This is a genomic window from Massilia antarctica (genome assembly GCF_015689335.1).
Taxonomy (GTDB): domain Bacteria; phylum Pseudomonadota; class Gammaproteobacteria; order Burkholderiales; family Burkholderiaceae_D; genus Telluria_A; species Telluria_A antarctica.
The window spans coordinates 5,995,452-6,011,507 of sequence record NZ_CP065053.1 but is presented as its reverse complement, the minus strand read 5'-3'; the positions used below and the strand labels follow the sequence as shown (position 1 = coordinate 6,011,507).

Below are 16,056 nucleotides of genomic sequence, written 5' to 3'. Positions count from 1 at the left end.
GACCGATACCCAACAGGAGAGCCGCGTGAGCACACATCGAGATCCCAGCAGCACCAGCAGCGCCGCCGCCGCAGCGGCGATTGCCTATTGCCGCATCCACCCCGGGCTGGGCATCGCCCGCGCCGGCAACAGCCCGGACGCCTACTATTGCGGCCCGGAGTCGCCCGGCGAGGTGGTCGATCCGCCGGGCGGCTACAAGGATGCCGATGGTCGCATCAAGCGCCAGGCCGCGCGCTTTCGCATTTACGCCTACGACGCCAACGACCAGCCGATCCGCGAATTGACGGCGGCCGACGCCAGCATCACCTGGACCGTGCACCTGGCCAACCGCAAGGCGGTCAACAATATGTTCCTGGGACGCTTCTGGCAGAGCCAGTATCCCGATTTCTATGAAAAAAATCCGCACGCGCCGCCGCTGCGCAACCAGCAAATCCCGGGCGGTTCGCCCGAGCGCGAACGGCTGGTGATCGACCCCGGCCCGCGTTCGATCAGCGGCACCGATCCCGGCGTGCGGGTCAGGTTCGACGGCGGCACCATCGGGCCGTTGCCCTACACGGTGTTGATGCCGGCCCAGGGCGGCGCCGATCCGGACTGGGTGCGGGGCAGCCGCGACGGCTACATGAACATCAAGGCGTCGGATGTGCCGCCCAATCAATCGCCGCCGCTGAAAACGCAGTATTGGACGCCGGGCGAAGTGATCAAACCGGTGGCGCAGTCGCCCAAGCTCGAGGTGCCGCTGGGCGAATTGCGCACCGATAGCGATGGCCGCTTGCTGGTGTTGGGGGGCGCCGGCAAATCGGGCTCGCTGATTCCGAACAATCCGATCGGCTTGCTGAACGTGGGCAGCTCCTACGCCAATAACGATTACTGGTACGACGACATCTCCGATGGCCCGGTCAGCGCCACCGTGGTGCTGCACGATGGCACCAGCGTGACCATGAAGGACCAGGCCTGGGTGCTGTGCGCCGTGCCCAAGTTCGTGCCGGCGGCCGAAACCCTGACCACGCTGTACGATATCGCGCGCGAAGCGGTGGGCGACGCCGCCGAGAGCGATGCGGTGTCGTTCATGCAGGACGTGTATCCGATCCTCAAGCGGCTCGACACCTTCACCTGGCTGAACAAGACCGCCAACCGGGGCCACGGCAGCGACACGGCCCAGGGTTCGTTCATGGGCGCGAGCAATCCGGTGTTCCTGGCGCTGGCGTCGAACAGCAAGGAGGAGCTGTTCCGCGATGCGCGCGCCCACGTGTTCGGCCGCCTGCGTCCGCCCAACCTGGTCGCCGCCAATGCGGATGCAAAAGACACGCCGGAAACCCTGCGCTACGCCAACGCCAGCTTCATGCCGCAGATGTCGGGCGATGGCGGCGAAGCGACCGTGCTGGCCGACGGGTCGCCGCTCGCGCCGCTGCCGGGCAGCGGCGTGTATGTCACCTGGCTCACGCTCAGCCCGGTGCAATACGCCAAGATGAAACGCTGGGCCGAAGGCGACTTCAGCGCCGACTGGCAGGGCGAGCCAGGCGCGGCGCCGCCGCTGTCTTCCTTGCCCGTGGCGCAACAACCGGCCGCGCTCGACCGCGCCGCGCTCGAACCCTGCGTCGGCGGCGCCTTTTATCCTGGCATTGAAATGACGTATTTCTCGCGTGAGGCGAGTACCTGGGCCGGTCTGTGCCGGATCAACCCGGCCACGGCGCCGGGCGGCCTGACCATGCACATGGCCTTGCCATGGCAGGCCGACTTCTCGGAGTGCAATACCAACTGGTGGCCGGCCCAGCGTCCGGACGACGTGGTGCCGGTCGGGACCCTGGACGCCAGCGTGCAATCGGACGACAGGATCGACAAGCAACCCTTGTCGTCGGTGCTGGCCAAGCGCGTGCCGTGGGCGCGCGGCTTGCCGCCCGCGTCGCCCGGCCTCGACAATGCCATGGTCGACCTTTGGAAAGACCTGGGTTTCGTCGTGCGCAAGCAGGTCAACGGACAAACCGTGATGATCGAGACGGAGCGCTCGCCTTACATGGGCGCCAATATGCGCGACTATTTCTACTACCTGATGAATATCGCGTCCTACGGCGATTTCCTGCCGCGCGCGCACAGCCTGGTGGGCGAATTTCTCGCGCAAGCCTGGCAAAATCAGGAGCAGGCCGATCCTGACGAAGTCTGGAAGTTCTTTCCTTTTACGAAGGACAGCTTCGATGCGCGCCTCGAACTGATCTACGACAATTTCGTGCGCGACGCCAGCCTCAGTTCGGCCCGGCAGCAGTACGAGGTCGAGCAGAGCGGCAGCGCGCACCAGAGTTACCTGAGCAACAGCCGCGCAAGCGTCATCAGGAGCATCTTCCAGATGGCGCCATTCAATCAGCTCGACGGCGCCTGGCTGCGCGGCATCACGCCGGACGGCCCGATCGGCTCGATCGATTCCATGATGTTCAGCATCCGCATGGACGAGATGGGCGATGGCAACGTGGAACAGAACCACGCCAACGTCTACACCGACTTGCTCAAGAGCTTGAATATCTACCTGCCGGACTTGCATACGCGCGCGTATGCGGACAATCCGGACTTGTTCCCTTCAGCCTTTACCCAGCCCGTGTTCCTGCTGGCGATCTCGCAGTTCGGCGATGAATTCATGCCGGAGTTGCTGGGCATGACCTTGTACCTGGAATGGAGTGCGATCGGCCTGCTCAGCTCAGTCGACCAGATGAAGGCGCTGGGCATCAATCCGCTGTATTACGCGCTGCACCTGGGGATCGACAATGCCAGTGCCGGCCACGGGGCCGTCGCCAAGGCCTGCGTCGAGATGTACCTCGACCAGGTGCGCGAGTCGGAAGGCGAAGCGGCCATGCAGCAGGTCTGGAAACGCATCTGGACCGGGTATGTGGCGTTCGGCACCTTGGGAACCTTGGGCGACGACCTGGCCAACGCCAGCAGCAGCCCGCCAACGCCGGAAGACCGCATGGTGGCGATGATCCAGGCCAAGGCGCCGTACGCCAGCCGCGCCCACCGCGAGAAAATGCTCGGGCCGAACCTGATCAACGACTGGATGCTCGACCCGCTCGGCCTGCTGCACGAAATGCAGAAGGCCGGCCTGATCGTGCCGGGGGATCTGGCGCACAGCACCATCCTCGAGCTGATCGGTTTTAACGGGCCGATGTACCACGTGTTCTCGGCCGCGGAACAAAAGCTGTGGCAGGACTACATCCTGTATCTGGGACAGAAGCCGGCCGTGCACACCGATATCGCGCAGCGCATGCACCTGACCATCGACTTCATGCGTCAGCGCCAGATGGGCGTCAGCGGGCACCGGGTCCAGCTGGAAGGCCCGGATCCGCGCTGCGCCGATCCCGCCGCCAAGGACGCGCCATTGGTATCGATGGCGATCCAGGACTGGTTCGCCCTGCAGGACAACGATGCCCTGATGCGCGCGCTGGCATGCGAACGCAACGGCTGGGTGCAGCGCTTCGATCCGCTCAACAGTCCGCTGGTGACCAGCATGCTGGCCGGTAACGGCGCGATGGCAACGGCGTTCCAGGCGATCCCGGCAAATACCGATGGCGCCAGTTACAAGAGCATCATCGTGCAGTGGATCGGCATGGGCTGTCCGGTGGGTAAGATGGTGCGCGGCCGGCATCTGGCCGCCAAGGCGCCGCTGCCGGTGGTGCCGCACACGGGCATGGTGTCGACCAACTATCTGTCCAAGGGCAAGGACGGGCGGCCGCACCACATCTGGGGCATGGGAACGCCGCATTGATGGCGCCTTGTGACGCCGATGTGGCCGTGATTGGCGCCGGGCCGGCCGGCGCGGCCGTGGCGCTGTCGCTGGCGCGCGCAGGGCATCGCGTACTGCTGGCCGAGTGCGATAGCGGGCCCCGGCTGGCGGTGGGCGAGTCGGTCGGGCCGGGTATCCGGGTCGCGCTGGAGCGGCTTGGCGTGTTCGATGCGTTCCTCGCCGATGGCCACCTGGAGTCGCTCGGCAATATGTCGGCCTGGGGCGCGCCGGAGGCGGCCGGCCGCGACTTCCTGTTCAGCCCCTACGGCAATGGCTGGCATCTGGAGCGCGGCCGCTTCGACGCCACCTTGCGCCGGCAGGCGCAGTTGTGCGGCGCCATGCTGCATGGCGGCACCCGCCTGGAGCAGCTGGCGAGGGTGGCTGGCGGCTGGCGTTTGCGGCTGGCCGGTCCCAACGGTCCGCTGGACTGGCACACGCGCTTCGTCGTCGATGCGACCGGGCGCCGCGCGGCTGTGGCGCGCCGTTGCGGCAGCGCGCGCCGTCCGCTCGATCACCTGGTCGGGGTCGTTACCTATCATGGCGCCGGCAACAAGGTGCCATGCCATACCCTGATCGAAGCCGAACGCGACGGCTGGTGGTACTCGGCGCCGCTGCCGCAGGGACGCCTGGTGCTGGTGTACATGACCGAGGCGGGCCGGCAGCGGCGGCGCACCCTGGCCGGGCCGCCCCGGCCGGACAGTGCGCCGCTGACGCATGCGCGCCTGGTACGGCACGGCGGCCAGGCCGAGGCAGCCGCTGCCATCGTGCCGGCCTACAGCGCTTGCCTGGCGCAAGCGGCCGGCGCCGACTGGCTTGCCGTGGGCGACGCTGCCGCCAGTGTCGATCCACTGTCGTCGCAGGGCATCATGAGCGCGCTCGACCAGGCACTGGCCGCTGCCGGCGCGCTCGCTGCCGCCCTCGGCGGCGACCCGGGCGCCATGCCGGCCTACGCGGACCGGATCGGCAGCATGTATGCCGATTATCTTGTGCAGCGCGCCCACTATTACCGGCGCGAACGGCGCTGGCCGGATTCAGACTTTTGGAGGCAACGATGGGCAGACGCATGAACGCACAGTGGCTGTGCATGGGCGTGTTGTGGTGCTGGGCGCTGATGGCCCAGGCGGCGCCGAAGGCGGTTCCGGAAGCATCCTTGCTCGACCAGGATGGGCGCCAGGTGGCGTTTTACCGCGATCTGGTCAAGGACAAGACCGTCATCGTCAATTTCATTTTCACCAGTTGCACCATGATTTGCCCGACCCAGGCAGCCACCCTGCGCGAGGTGCAAAAAAGCCTGGGCGCGCGGGTCGGGAGCGATATTGCCCTCATTTCGATCAGTATCGACCCGGCGGTCGATGTGCCGGCCCGCCTGAAGGCGTTTGCCAAACGCTTCGATGCCGGGCCGGGCTGGCACTTTGTCACGGGCCGCAAGCCGGAAGTCGATACCTTGCTGGCGGCGCTCGGTGCGGGCGGCGCGGCGCCGGCCGAGCACAGCGGCCTGGTACTGGTGATCAATGACAGCGTCGGCAGCTGGACCCGGCTCGAAGGCTTGGCGTCGGCGCCCGAGATCGTGCGCGCGGCGCAGCAGGCGGCCGGGCCGGTCAAGACGGGGCGCGATGTGGCGGCCACGTATTTCACCAATCTGCCGCTGCTGACCCAGGACGGGCAGGCGGTGCGCTTTTACGACGACATGTTGAAGGATAAGGTGGTGCTGATCAATTTCATGTTCACCACCTGCCCCGGCATTTGCACGCCGATGACCGCCAACCTGGCGCGGGTCCAGGCCTTGCTGGGCGAGCGCGCCGGGCACGATGTGCACATGCTGTCGATCACGGTCGATCCCGGCACCGACACGCCCATGGTATTGCGCGATTTCGCGCGCCGTTTCCAGATCAAGCCGGGCTGGACTTTTTTGACCGGCAAGAAGGAGAACGTCGATTGGGTGCGCTACAAGCTGGGCGGCTACAACGGCGAACAGATCGATGATCACAGCACCATTCTGCTGGCCGGCAATTTGCGCACCGGTGAATGGAAGAAGCTGATGGCGCTGGGCGCGCCGGCCGGGATCGTGGCGGCGGTGGTGCCGATGCTGAGCGCGCGGCCGTGACCTCCGGCCGCGCCATGCTCGCTGCCTGCCTGCTTGTATCGGGTGGCTGGGCCGGGGCACAGGCGACGGTGGAGCGCGGGCGTGCGGCCTATCAGAGCGGTGCGGCCGCGTGCGCGCGCTGCCACGGCCGCCACGGCGAGGGGCGGCGTGAAGGCGCCGTCGCGGCGCCTGCCTTGCAGCGTTTTGCGGGGCAGAAGGCCGACCTCGATTCGCTGCGGCTGGCGGTCAACGATGGCCTCTCCGCCGGACGCGCGCTGCATCGGCTGATGCCGCGCTATCGCTTCGATGCCGGTGCGCTGGCCGACCTGTCGGCCTATCTGGACGTGCTGGGCAGCGAGGCCGATGCCGATCCCGGCATCGGTTCCGATACCTTGATGATCGGCGTGCGGCTCGATGCGAGCGTCGTGCCGGCCGTGCAGGCTGGTTTCGCGCGGATCAATGCCGTTGGCGGCATTTACGGCCGGCGCCTGGTGCTTCAGCGTGATCCGGGCGCGGCCGTCTTCGCGATCCTGGGTTGGGGCAGGGACCTGCCGCCTGACACGCCATCGATCGCGCCTGGCGCGGGCACTGGCGCCGCCGCGTTCGGCTTGTTGCCGGGCAGCGAGGCGCAGGCGCGCTTTATGCTCGATCAGGCACTGGCCGCGGCGCCCAGCGGGGCAACGCTGGCATTGTCGGCCGCCGCCGACACCGAACCCGATACCGTGCGGGTTTTACAGGCGCGGGCCGTGGCGCGTGGTATCACCCTGGTGCCGCTGGCCGGTTCGCACGCGCGTGGCAATGGCGCAGTTGCCGTATTGTCGCTGGGCGACGGCGCCCATCTGGCAGGCGTTGCGCACAAGGTGGCGGCCGTACCCATCTATGCGCTGGCGATGCAGGCGGGCAGCACGGTGTTCGTATTGGCCCCGGACGCGGCGCGCCGCCTGCGCCTGGCCGCACCGGCCGCCTTATCCTATCCCGGCGCCGCGCGGCCGGTGCAGGAACGCCTGGCGCTCGGCGCGGTCGCGATCCTGGTCGAGGCACTCAAACGCAGTGGGCGCAGGCTCGACCGCGAGACCTTCGTTCATGCCATCGAACAGCTGCGCGCCTTTGGTGTCGATGGTTTGCCGGACATGCGCTTTGGCCCGAACCGGCATGTGGGCGCGGCCGGCATGCTCATGGTGAAAGTCGATCCGGCGCGCCGCTCGTATCTCCCTTACACCGATGTGTCGGAGGAAAACGGGAACTGATGCGCCCCCGGCACCGTCCCACGTCAGCCAGGGTGGAGAAGGGGATATGCCCACCTGGGACCTGCAAACCGCCTTCGCGGGCGGCGCCATGACCGGCGCCGAAGCGCGCGTCTAGGATTTCGTCGTTCAGCCTGGCCATCTCGCGTTCGCGGGAAGTGCTTGAACGTTGCCGCTGTCATCCCGGGCGCGCGGACCCAGCGGCCTGGACGCCGGGATCAGGGGGCCACGTGGGTGTGGTAGATCTTGCTGACGATCGTCCACTTGCCTTCGACCTTCAGCAGGTGGAAGAAGTCGCTGAAGGAGAAGCCCGAGACGTCGTTGGAGTCGATACGCGCACTGGCGGCGGTGCCCACGATGTCGACCTGGACGATCGCACTCTGCGCTTCGGGTGATGGGCGAAATGGCGGGTTGTCGATGGCGTCGAACAGCTCCTGAATCGGACCGCCAGTCAGCTCGCCCTTGGCATCGACACTGAACATGGTCGCTTGTTCGCTGAAGGCTGGCTTCATGATGCTGCTCCTGGCCTGTTTGCAGCCGTCGATATAGTTGTTCAGTACCCGGGTGATGGCTTGATATTCTTTCACATAAGTAGGTTTGCTGATGCTCTTGTTACTGGCAGTCTGGTGACCGCCCTGCAGGTCAGCGGCTTGAGCCGCCGTGCCCAAGCCAGAAATAATTGCCGTGAACAACAAGGTTTTGAAGAAGGTCATGTTCATTGAGTCACTCTCGATAGGGTTTCAATTGCTGACGGAGGCGGCAGACCTGGCGGGGAGCATGATCTGCCGCGCGTGTTCCATGCGCACCGAGATTCAGGGCGCGACGTGGGTATGGTAGATTTTGCTCACTACCGTCCACTTGTCCTTGACCTTCAGCAGGTTGAAGAAGTCGGTGAAGCAGAAGCCCGAGACATCGTTGGTGTCGATGCGCGCACTGGCGGCGCTGCCCACGATGTCGACGTTGACGATCGCCCCCCGGGCTTCAGGAGACGGATGGAAGGTGTTGTCGATGCCGTCGAACAGGCCCTGGATCGGGCCGCCAGTCAGCTTGCCGTCGCCATCGACGCCAAAAATCGTGGCCTGCTCGCTGAACGCTGGCTTCATGATGCTGCTCTTCGCCTGCTTGCAGCCTTCGTTGTACTTGTTCAGTACGTCGACGATGGCTTGATAATCTTGCACGTAGGTAGGTTTTTTCATGTTTTCACTCCGGGTTGTTAAGGTAATCATGCGAGTCACGGTCAAATCCGGCCGCCCTGGCCGGCATCGTGTTCAATCCTTGTGGCTGTTCGCTGCCGCGTCCTTCATCGGTGCCCATGGCCCCAACTGGACCAGCTTGCTTGCGCGGTGGTCGAGCCACCAGCCGGCCTGCACATTCCAGTCGGCATAGGCTGCATCCGGGCCAACCGCCCCCAGCGTCTGCTGCGCATGCAAGGGAAAGTGGGGATCGCGCAGCGCCGCATGCCCAAGCGCGACCAGGTCGGCCTGGCCCGAGGCGATGATGGATTCGGCCTGCCGCGGATCGACGATGATGCCCACGGCCATGGTGCCGATGTGTGCTTCGCGACGAATCTGCTCGGCGAACGGCAGCTGGAAGCCATAGCCGCTGGGGTATTCGTAGACGCCGAAGCCGCCGGACGAACAATCGATGACGTCCACGCCGACCGCCTTCAGCGCCTCGGCGAAAGCGACGCTGTCGGCGATGGTCCAGCCGCTGCTGCTGCCATCGACTGCCGACAGGCGCACGAACAGTGGCTTGTCCCGCGGCCAGACCTCACGCACTGCGCGGGCGATCCGCAGTGGCAGGCGGATGCGGTTCTCGAAGCTGCCGCCGTATTCATCGCTGCGGTCGTTGGTCAGTGGCGACAGGAAAGCGTTGAGCAGGAAGCCGTGCGCGTAGTGCAGTTCGAGCACATCGAAGCCTGCCTGCAAGGCGCGGCGTGCCGAAGCGACAAAGTCCGCACAGACCTTGGCGATGCCGTTTGCATCGAGGGCGGTGGGTACCAGCCAACCGTCGGTGACCGGGCGCGCGCTCGGCGACACCACCGGCCAGGCGGGTTCACCGCGTGCCGCGTCAACCGCGTTCAGTGGGCCGTTACCTTCGAAAGCGCGCTGGATGCTGGCTTTAGGTCCTGCATGGCCGATCTGGATGCCAGGTGTCGCACCATAGGCCTTGGCAAACGCGGCGATGCGTGCGAGGCCCGGTATGTGGGCGTCATCCCACAGGCCCAGGTCGCCGTGTGTGATCCGTCCTTCGGGCGACACGGCGGTCGCTTCGACCATCAGCAGGCCGAAGCCGCCAAGCGCGAAACGTCCATAGTGGATGGTGTGGTAATCGCTGGCGTAGCCATCTTTCGCCGTGTACTGGCACATCGGGCTGAGGGCAAAGCGGTTGCGCAGGGTGACGCCGCGCAATGTCAGGGGTTCAAAGAGTTTGCTCATGGTTCTTTTCTCGAAAGAAGGCTTGCGTAGCCGGATTGATTTGCTTGATGTGACCAGTATGCGGATCGGCGATAATGACGTGAATAGTCATAGACGGAGATACGGTATGAGCAAAAAGGTTATAATTGAACCTTCAGGCGGCGTGGAGGGTGTGGAAGGCGCACTCTCCGCGCCGCCGCTGCATCTTCCAGGCCTGCTGACCTTCGAGGCTGCCGCCAGGCATTTGAATTTCGCTCGCGCCGCCGCGGAAATAGGCGTCACGCCGACGGCGGTATCGCGCACGATCAAAAATGTCGAAGCACAATTGAATGTGCGTCTGTTCAATCGCACCACGCGCAGTGTCAGCCTGACCGAGGCTGGCGCGTCATTGAATGCGGCACTGGCGCCTGCACTTGCCTTGATCAGAAACGCCTTGTCGCAAGCGTTGCTCGCGACGGATCAACCGTCGGGCATGTTGCGCGTCAGTTCATCCTATGTTGCCTACCATATCTTGATCGAGCCGCACATCGCGTCGTTCCTGGAACAATTCCCGCTGATTAATGTCGAGATATCGCTCGACAATCAATTGAGCGATATCGTCGGCGCCGGATTTGATATCGGCATACGCATGGGGAGGAAACTGCAAAATGACATGATTTCCGTACAGCTGGGAGCAGTACAAAAGAGAATTGTGGTGGCAGCGCCGGATTACTTCCGCGAGCGCAGTGAACCAACAACGATCGCTGAACTGCTCAAGCACAATTGCATACGCCAGCGCTATAGTGTCGGGGGCAGATTGTATGACTGGAAGTTCGAAGAGCGCGGCCAGAAGGTTCACATCGATGTTCAAGGGCGCTTTATGTTTGACGACATGCGCTCCGTGATGGAGGCTGCAATACAAGGCCAGGGCATCGCTTTCATCCTGGAAAATTTTGCGAAACAAGAGCTGGCGGACGGCTTGCTGAAGCAAATACTCAGGCAGCACTGGGCACTGGACGACGCTTTTCATCTCTACTATCCGCATCGCGAGCACATGCCCGGAAAGCTGCGTGCGTTCGTGGATTTCATGCGCACTGCCAATCAAACGACACCGTCTTGATTGAATGGCCACATGGCAGTGTGCGTTTGCACGCCGGCCACATGCCCTTCAGCGCAGAAGCAATTGCTCGCGGTCCGCGCTGGAAGGCTAGCCTTATCGGCAAAGGCCGCGGCTTAGAAGCCGAGCGTCAGCCCCAGTTCGAAAGAACGGCCGTAACCCGGCAAAGGCTGCAAGGCGCCGCGCTGCATCTTCAGGCCTGAAAGGTAGACGCCGCCAAGCGGATCGGCGTATTGCCTGTCGAGCAGATTGCTCACGCCGGCCGACAGGCGCACGTTCTTGCGCCATTGGTAGCCGGTGCGCGCATTGAGCAGCGCGTAGCCTGCCGTGTGCGGCTCCAGCCGGCGCAGGTCGGCATGGTCTTTGCGCGCCACCACCTTGGTCTCGACCTGGCTGCTCCATGCGCCGCTGCTGTGTTCCAGTGCCAGCAAGGCGTTCAAAGGCATGATGTGGTACAGGTCGCCGCCATCGGCGCGCTTGCCGCGCGTGTACGCGGCATTGCCCGTGAACGCCAAGGTTCCCGCCGCGCGGCCGGCCGGCAGCGGCATGCGCCACGACAGATTGGCGCCGTGCAGCCTGGCGTCATGATTGGCGAAGCGCAGCAGGGCGCCGCGCGCACCCATGGCCATGTACGGATTGAACTGGCCCAAGGTATCGACGTCGATGTAGTCGCGCACCCGGTTGTAGTAAGGATTGAGCTTGACGAACCAGTCCGCCGCGCCGGCGCCATGCCAGTGCGCGGTGAAACCCAGCGTGGCGGCCGTTTCCGGTTTCAGGTCGATATTGCCGACGTAGCCGTTGCCATCGCCAAACCAATTGGTCATGGTCATCGCCATCGTGCCCCGGCCCCAGGCATAGCGCTCGTACAGATTGGGCGAACGCGTCTTGCGTGCCGCCGCCAGTTCGAAGGTGGTGTTGGCATCGGCGTCGAAGCGCGCCAGCGCGGTCAGGTCCAGGTTGCCGTCGCGCTGGCGCCGCCCGGCCGCGTTGAAGGCCCGCGCCGCCGCCGAATCGGCCGCGTTCATCCTGTTGCTGGCGTACGGCTGGACCGTGCCCGCATCCATGCGCACCGATTCCCAGCGCGCACCGACCAGCGAGTTCCAGCGCGCACTGTGGCGGGTCTCCACTTCCCCATACAGCGCGATGCGGTCGCGCCGGCCATCGTTGATGTTCACATAGGTTTGCGGCCCCATCATCATCGAGCCGGGGATGGCGGGCCAGAAGTCGTCCAGCCTGAACGTGTGAACTTCATGGCCGAGCCGCACCTTGGCCGCGTCGCCGGCGGGCATGGTGATCTTGAGCGCATAACCGGTATTGCGGCCTTCGGTCAGCATGGGCATGCTGCCGGGACGCTCCGGCGTGAAGAAACCCATCTCGTGCTTGGTGTTCTGCCAGTAGGCGCTTGTGTCCAGCTCGCCCCAGCCGAATGTGGCCAGCCACTGCAGATTGGCGAAGGTGCCATCGTTGCCGGTCATGTCCATGTACTGGTTGGGGAAGCCCTGATAGGCAATGCGCTGGGTGCCGGCGCGCACGGTGATCCGCTGGCCGCTCGCGCGCAAGGCCAGCACGGCCGCCTGGTTGGTGCTGCGGTACAGGCTGCCCAGCACGCGCTGCCCGTCGCCATCGTCATAACTGTGGCCGCGCGCCTGCGCCGCGCTGTAGCCGAAGCTCATGCTGTCGCTGGCGATGCTGGCCGACACCGAGGCGTTGATTGCCTCACCATTGCTGCGCCCGCTCAAGCTGAGCTTGCCGCTGGTGAGCAGGCGCTCGCCCTGGCCGGCAAACAGCGGCGCGGGCGATTTGACGGTCACTGTGCCGCCGGTGCTGTCGCCCCCCGCGCTGACCGGCGTTACCCCGGCCAGCACCTCGATGTGGCCGACCTGGCTGGGGTCGATGGTCGACAGCGGCGCATTCATGTGATTGGCGCAGGCGGGGGTGATTTCCATGCCGTCGATGCGGATTTTAAGGCGGTCGTCGCCCAGTCCGTTGACGACGGGCAGGCCGGATACGCCGCCGGCCTGGGCCACGCTGTAGCCGGGTGTTGTGTTCAGCAGCAGGGCCGTATCGCCGCTGCCATTCTGCGGCGCGCGCCAGCCTTCGCCGATGGCGGTGACGATGACTTTCATGCGCGCTTCGATCGCGCTGCCGGGCGCGCCCTGGGCGCAGGCGCCGGCTGTGGCGCCGGCCAGTGCCAGGAAGGCGGGGAGGTGGTAGTGCTTCATTGCGTATCCTTGGTGGCGGACAGTGATGGCGTGGTCGGGTGCGTGGCGGCGGCCGAGGGCAGCAGTTGCAGCGCGAAGAAGGGCGCCGCGGGCAGGCAATACGACGCGAAATAGAAGAAGGCCAGCGCAGTGAAGGCGGCAGTATTGAAGCAGCGCATCGTTCTCAGGACGATGGCGAGCGTGGTCGCCGAAGCGACAGGGTTCGGTTTCAAGGTAATCCTCGTCAAACAGGTGGCAGGGCCGCGCGAAGGCGGCAGCACGCGCCGGCAAGCCGGTGCGCAGAACTGTTACTGGATGGGGCGACGGCGCAGGCAAATGCCTGCGCTCAGGTGCTCAGAGGCGGGGCGCGCGGATTGGCGGCCGACCACGCATGCAAGGGCTGCGGCGCGCGGTAGAACAGCGATGGATAGATACTGCGTCCGATCTCGATCACCAGCATGCCGGTGGGAGGAGCGGGCGGCAGGTGGGTGCCGGCGTGGCTGGTACAGAACGCGCAATGCTGCATGCTGTGATGGGCGGAGCCGGGCGCGCCGTCGCTGCCGCCGGCGTCGACGAACTTGTAGCCGTCGGCGGTGCACACTTCCATCGGCGTGGCGGCCATGGCGGCGCTGCCCAGCGCGGACGCGAATGCACTGAACAGGATGGCCAGCATGGCGATCCAGATGTGCAGTGTGTGTCGTCGTGCCAGGGTGATCATGCGCGAATTATAGCCGAGCTCATGCTGTTCGACCACCCGCCGGCGGCTCGTTCACTGCAAGGCCAGGCGGCGATTCGCGCTACGTACGGAAGATGGTCACCATCAGCCACGCCGGCAAGCCCAGAAACAGCGCGGCATGGCTGGCGCGCTTGAGCCGGTAACGGATAGCGCCCGCCCGCGCGGGGCGCAGCCATGCCGCCAGCAAGGTACCGGTTTCGACCGCCGCCCGCAGCAGGGCCTCGCTCAGTACCACGCCGATCGACCATGCCGCCCACCATAGCGCGAAGGCGGTCAGGTAGGCTTTCAGGCCAAAACTGTAGAACTCGCCGAATGCGCCGCCGTAGGCAATGTGCTGGTGCAGGTGGAAAGCCGGAATCGCCAGCGCCAGAGGCAGCAGGACAAATTTGACCAGCGGGTGGTCGAGCCGCGAGCGGTGGCTCGCCAGGCCGGCTTGCGCATAGGCCTGCATCAGCGCGCGCGGACGCCGCTCGACCGTGGGCCCGCCGGCGGCGGCCAGCGCGCCGGCCAGCGCGCCCGGGTCGTCCAATGCCAGGGCATAGCGCCGGCCGGACGCGAGCTGCACGGTCATCCCGGGGCGGGGCACGGGCAGGCGCCATAAGCGCACCGCGGCGATGTCGCCCAGCGCGAACGCGATCCTGCGCGCGTCGTGTGTCAGCACCAGGCTGCCGTTGGCGACCGATGCCTTGGCCGAAAACAGGAACAGCACGCACCATGACGCAGCCTCCGGAGCAAGGAAGCAGGCCGCGAACATCCGCACTTGCGCCAGGGTGTTGGTGCGCAAGGCATCGTCGAGCAGCAGCGCCACGCACATCCAGAGCAGGCCGCCGCGGGCGATGACACGCAACAGGCCCGATCCGAGGCGGGCGGCGGGCGGCAGGACGGCCGCGTCGAGCGGCGCCGGGAGCGCATGGCCGGCCGGCGCCTGTGCCTGCGCGGCGCGGTGCGGCAACGACGCCAGGGCCGACCATGCCGCCAGGGTCGCCAGGAAGGCGCCCGCTGCGGGCCCGACCCAGTCGCCCCAGATCACCATCAGGGTGCGCCCGGGAGCGCGCACCTGCACGTCGGCGATCACCAGGGTGCGTTCGCCCATGCGCGTGCCTGCCAGTACCCGGCCAGTCGCATCGATGGCCGCGCTGTAGCCGTTGGTGGTGACGCGAAATTGCGGCAGGCGCGTTTCAATGCTGCGAAACGCCGCCGCGGCCTGATGCAGCTGCGCGCCCAGCGGGCTGGCGGAGAACCAGGAATCGTTGGACATGGTCAGGATGGCTTGCGCGCCCAGCCGTGCGCCGTCGATGGCCAGCGCGCTGTCGACATCGTCAAGGCAGATCAAGGGCAGCACGGGGATCTCGCGCCCGTCGCCCAGGCGCAAGGGGAATACGCGAGCGCCGTTGCCGGCCCGCCAGTTGCCGCTCCATGGCAGCGCGCGCCGCACGCGCGGGCCATCGAGCCAGGCCGGCACGTATTCGGTCAGCGGAAACAGGCGCGTCTTGCGGTAAAAGCCCGTCAGGCCGCTGCCGGGCTGCACGAAGGCCGCCGCGTTGTATTCGCCGGCGCTGTCGCGATCGTAGGTGCCGATGACGAACGGCACGCCGGCCGCATTGACGATGTCCAGGATCTCGCGGTCGAAGTCGGCGCCGGCCTCGCTTTTCGGATGGCCGAAAGTGGTGGGATAGGCGGTTTCCGGCCACAGCACCGCGTCCGCATGCTGGCGCACGACGGCGTCGTAGCTCATCGCGAAGTGCGCATCGAGCACCTCGCGCACCACCGCGTGCGTGCCTTTTTCCTCGCGCTGGCGTTCGTAGGCGACGATGTTCGATTGAATCAATCCCACCCGCAGCGGCTTGCCGGCCGGGCCGGGGTCGACGGACAGCACGGCCAGGCCGTAACCGGCCAGCAGCATGGGCAAGGACGCGGCCAGCGCCAGCGGCCTGGCGAACGCGCGCACGCCGCCAGCGCGATTGACCAGCGCCAGCGCGACGCCTTCGTTGGCCAGCAGGAGCAGGGCGGTCAGGCCGGCGCTGCCGCCCACATCGGCGCCCTGGCGCAGCAGCCGCGACGGATAGAGCCCATAGCCCAAGGTGTCGCCCAGCAGTTTGGGCAGCAGCCATTCCGTGGCGACCCATGCCGCAACACCAGCCAGGGCGCCGACGATGGTGCCGTGGCGGCGCCGCGCAAGGTGGCGCACCACGGCGAAGACCAGGAACTGCGGCTGGAACAGCGGTGCGGCCAGCAGCAGCAGCGCCACGCCGGTGGCCGCGCCAACCTGCGCATACAGCCCGAGCGCGATGCCGAACCAGGCGAAAGCGGCCGCCGTGAAGGCGAGCGACATCAGGCAAGCGCGCAGCAGGCTGGCGCGCAGGGTGGGGCTGGTGTCGAGGGTACGCAGCCACGGCACCAGCAGGACGAAACCGAGCGGCCAGGCGGCCCCGCCGCGCGCGTACAGCGCCGCCATGGCCGCGCTGGCGAGGATAGCCCCGGCAACGCGTGCCGTCGTGTTGGAAAACAGGATCATG

General features: G+C 66.1%; 12 protein-coding genes. 5 read left to right on the top strand and 7 right to left on the bottom strand.

Annotated features, from left to right (window positions below; all coding sequences use genetic code 11):
* Positions 1-25 precede the first annotated feature (25 nt).
* Genes IV454_RS26425 through IV454_RS26410 form a run of 4 tightly spaced genes read left to right on the top strand, consistent with a single transcriptional unit; the run spans position 26 to position 7,093 of the window.
* Entirely contained in the window at positions 26-3,745 is a 3,720-nt protein-coding gene (locus IV454_RS26425; RefSeq protein ID WP_206088587.1) for a LodA/GoxA family CTQ-dependent oxidase, read from the top strand.
* A complete protein-coding gene (locus IV454_RS26420) occupies positions 3,745-4,830 on the top strand; it encodes an NAD(P)/FAD-dependent oxidoreductase (protein ID WP_229522364.1) in 1,086 nt (361 codons plus the stop codon). Before IV454_RS26425 ends, IV454_RS26420 begins: the two co-directional genes overlap by 1 nt.
* Positions 4,827-5,867, top strand: coding sequence for an SCO family protein (locus IV454_RS26415; protein ID WP_206088585.1), 1,041 nt, complete (start codon positions 4,827-4,829; stop codon positions 5,865-5,867). Before IV454_RS26420 ends, IV454_RS26415 begins: the two co-directional genes overlap by 4 nt.
* Positions 5,864-7,093 (top strand): cytochrome c/ABC transporter substrate-binding protein, encoded by a 1,230-nt coding sequence (locus IV454_RS26410; RefSeq protein WP_206088584.1) that lies wholly within the window; start codon positions 5,864-5,866, stop codon positions 7,091-7,093. Before IV454_RS26415 ends, IV454_RS26410 begins: the two co-directional genes overlap by 4 nt.
* 215 nt (positions 7,094-7,308) lie before the next feature.
* Here IV454_RS26410 and IV454_RS26405 read toward each other — a convergent pair whose 3' ends face one another.
* The 3 genes from IV454_RS26405 to IV454_RS26395 all read right to left on the bottom strand — a co-directional run bounded on the left by IV454_RS26405 (position 7,309) and on the right by IV454_RS26395 (position 9,528).
* Positions 7,309-7,809 carry a nuclear transport factor 2 family protein gene (locus tag IV454_RS26405; RefSeq protein ID WP_229521862.1) on the bottom strand — a complete coding sequence of 167 codons (501 nt, stop codon included), beginning with the start codon at positions 7,807-7,809 and terminating at the stop codon, positions 7,309-7,311.
* 93 nt (positions 7,810-7,902) lie between these two features.
* On the bottom strand, positions 7,903-8,286 hold the full coding sequence (locus tag IV454_RS26400; RefSeq protein WP_206088583.1) for a nuclear transport factor 2 family protein: 384 nt from the start codon (positions 8,284-8,286) through the stop codon (positions 7,903-7,905).
* 72 nt (positions 8,287-8,358) lie between these two features.
* On the bottom strand, positions 8,359-9,528 hold the full coding sequence (locus tag IV454_RS26395) for an NADH:flavin oxidoreductase/NADH oxidase (RefSeq protein ID WP_206088582.1): 1,170 nt from the start codon (positions 9,526-9,528) through the stop codon (positions 8,359-8,361).
* Between IV454_RS26395 and IV454_RS26390 the strand changes: the two genes are divergently transcribed.
* The gene (locus IV454_RS26390; protein WP_229521861.1) at positions 9,527-10,606 is read left to right on the top strand and encodes a LysR family transcriptional regulator; all 1,080 of its coding nucleotides are present in this window, start codon (positions 9,527-9,529) and stop codon (positions 10,604-10,606) included. The genes IV454_RS26395 and IV454_RS26390 overlap by 2 nt on opposite strands.
* A gap of 113 nt (positions 10,607-10,719) precedes the next feature.
* Here the strand turns inward: IV454_RS26390 and IV454_RS26385 are convergent, their stop codons facing one another.
* The 4 genes from IV454_RS26385 to lnt all read right to left on the bottom strand — a co-directional run bounded on the left by IV454_RS26385 (position 10,720) and on the right by lnt (position 16,055).
* Positions 10,720-12,825 carry a TonB-dependent receptor gene (locus tag IV454_RS26385; protein WP_206088581.1) on the bottom strand — a complete coding sequence of 702 codons (2,106 nt, stop codon included), beginning with the start codon at positions 12,823-12,825 and terminating at the stop codon, positions 10,720-10,722.
* A complete protein-coding gene (locus tag IV454_RS26380) occupies positions 12,822-13,037 on the bottom strand; it encodes a hypothetical protein (protein ID WP_206088580.1) in 216 nt (71 codons plus the stop codon). Before IV454_RS26380 ends, IV454_RS26385 begins: the two co-directional genes overlap by 4 nt.
* A gap of 113 nt (positions 13,038-13,150) precedes the next feature.
* Positions 13,151-13,522, bottom strand: coding sequence for a DUF2946 domain-containing protein (locus IV454_RS26375; protein WP_206088579.1), 372 nt, complete (start codon positions 13,520-13,522; stop codon positions 13,151-13,153).
* A 79-nt stretch (positions 13,523-13,601) separates the two neighbouring features.
* Positions 13,602-16,055 carry an apolipoprotein N-acyltransferase gene (gene lnt, locus IV454_RS26370; RefSeq protein ID WP_206088578.1) on the bottom strand — a complete coding sequence of 818 codons (2,454 nt, stop codon included), beginning with the start codon at positions 16,053-16,055 and terminating at the stop codon, positions 13,602-13,604.
* Between the last annotated feature and the right edge of the window lies 1 nt (position 16,056).

What these genes read in the sequence shown, in the direction of transcription:
- IV454_RS26420 (WP_229522364.1), top strand. Translation starts at nt 3,745, where the DNA reads ATGGCGCCTTGTGACGCCGATGTGGCCGTGATTGGCGCCGGGCCGGCC.
- IV454_RS26415 (WP_206088585.1), top strand. Translation starts at nt 4,827, where the DNA reads ATGAACGCACAGTGGCTGTGCATGGGCGTGTTGTGGTGCTGGGCGCTG.
- IV454_RS26405 (WP_229521862.1), bottom strand. Translation starts at nt 7,809, where the DNA reads ATGAACATGACCTTCTTCAAAACCTTGTTGTTCACGGCAATTATTTCT.
- IV454_RS26400 (WP_206088583.1), bottom strand. Translation starts at nt 8,286, where the DNA reads ATGAAAAAACCTACCTACGTGCAAGATTATCAAGCCATCGTCGACGTA.
- IV454_RS26390 (WP_229521861.1), top strand. Translation starts at nt 9,527, where the DNA reads ATGGTTCTTTTCTCGAAAGAAGGCTTGCGTAGCCGGATTGATTTGCTT.
- IV454_RS26395 (WP_206088582.1), bottom strand. Translation starts at nt 9,528, where the DNA reads ATGAGCAAACTCTTTGAACCCCTGACATTGCGCGGCGTCACCCTGCGC.
- IV454_RS26385 (WP_206088581.1), bottom strand. Translation starts at nt 12,825, where the DNA reads ATGAAGCACTACCACCTCCCCGCCTTCCTGGCACTGGCCGGCGCCACA.
- IV454_RS26375 (WP_206088579.1), bottom strand. Translation starts at nt 13,522, where the DNA reads ATGATCACCCTGGCACGACGACACACACTGCACATCTGGATCGCCATG.
- lnt (WP_206088578.1), bottom strand. Translation starts at nt 16,055, where the DNA reads ATGATCCTGTTTTCCAACACGACGGCACGCGTTGCCGGGGCTATCCTC.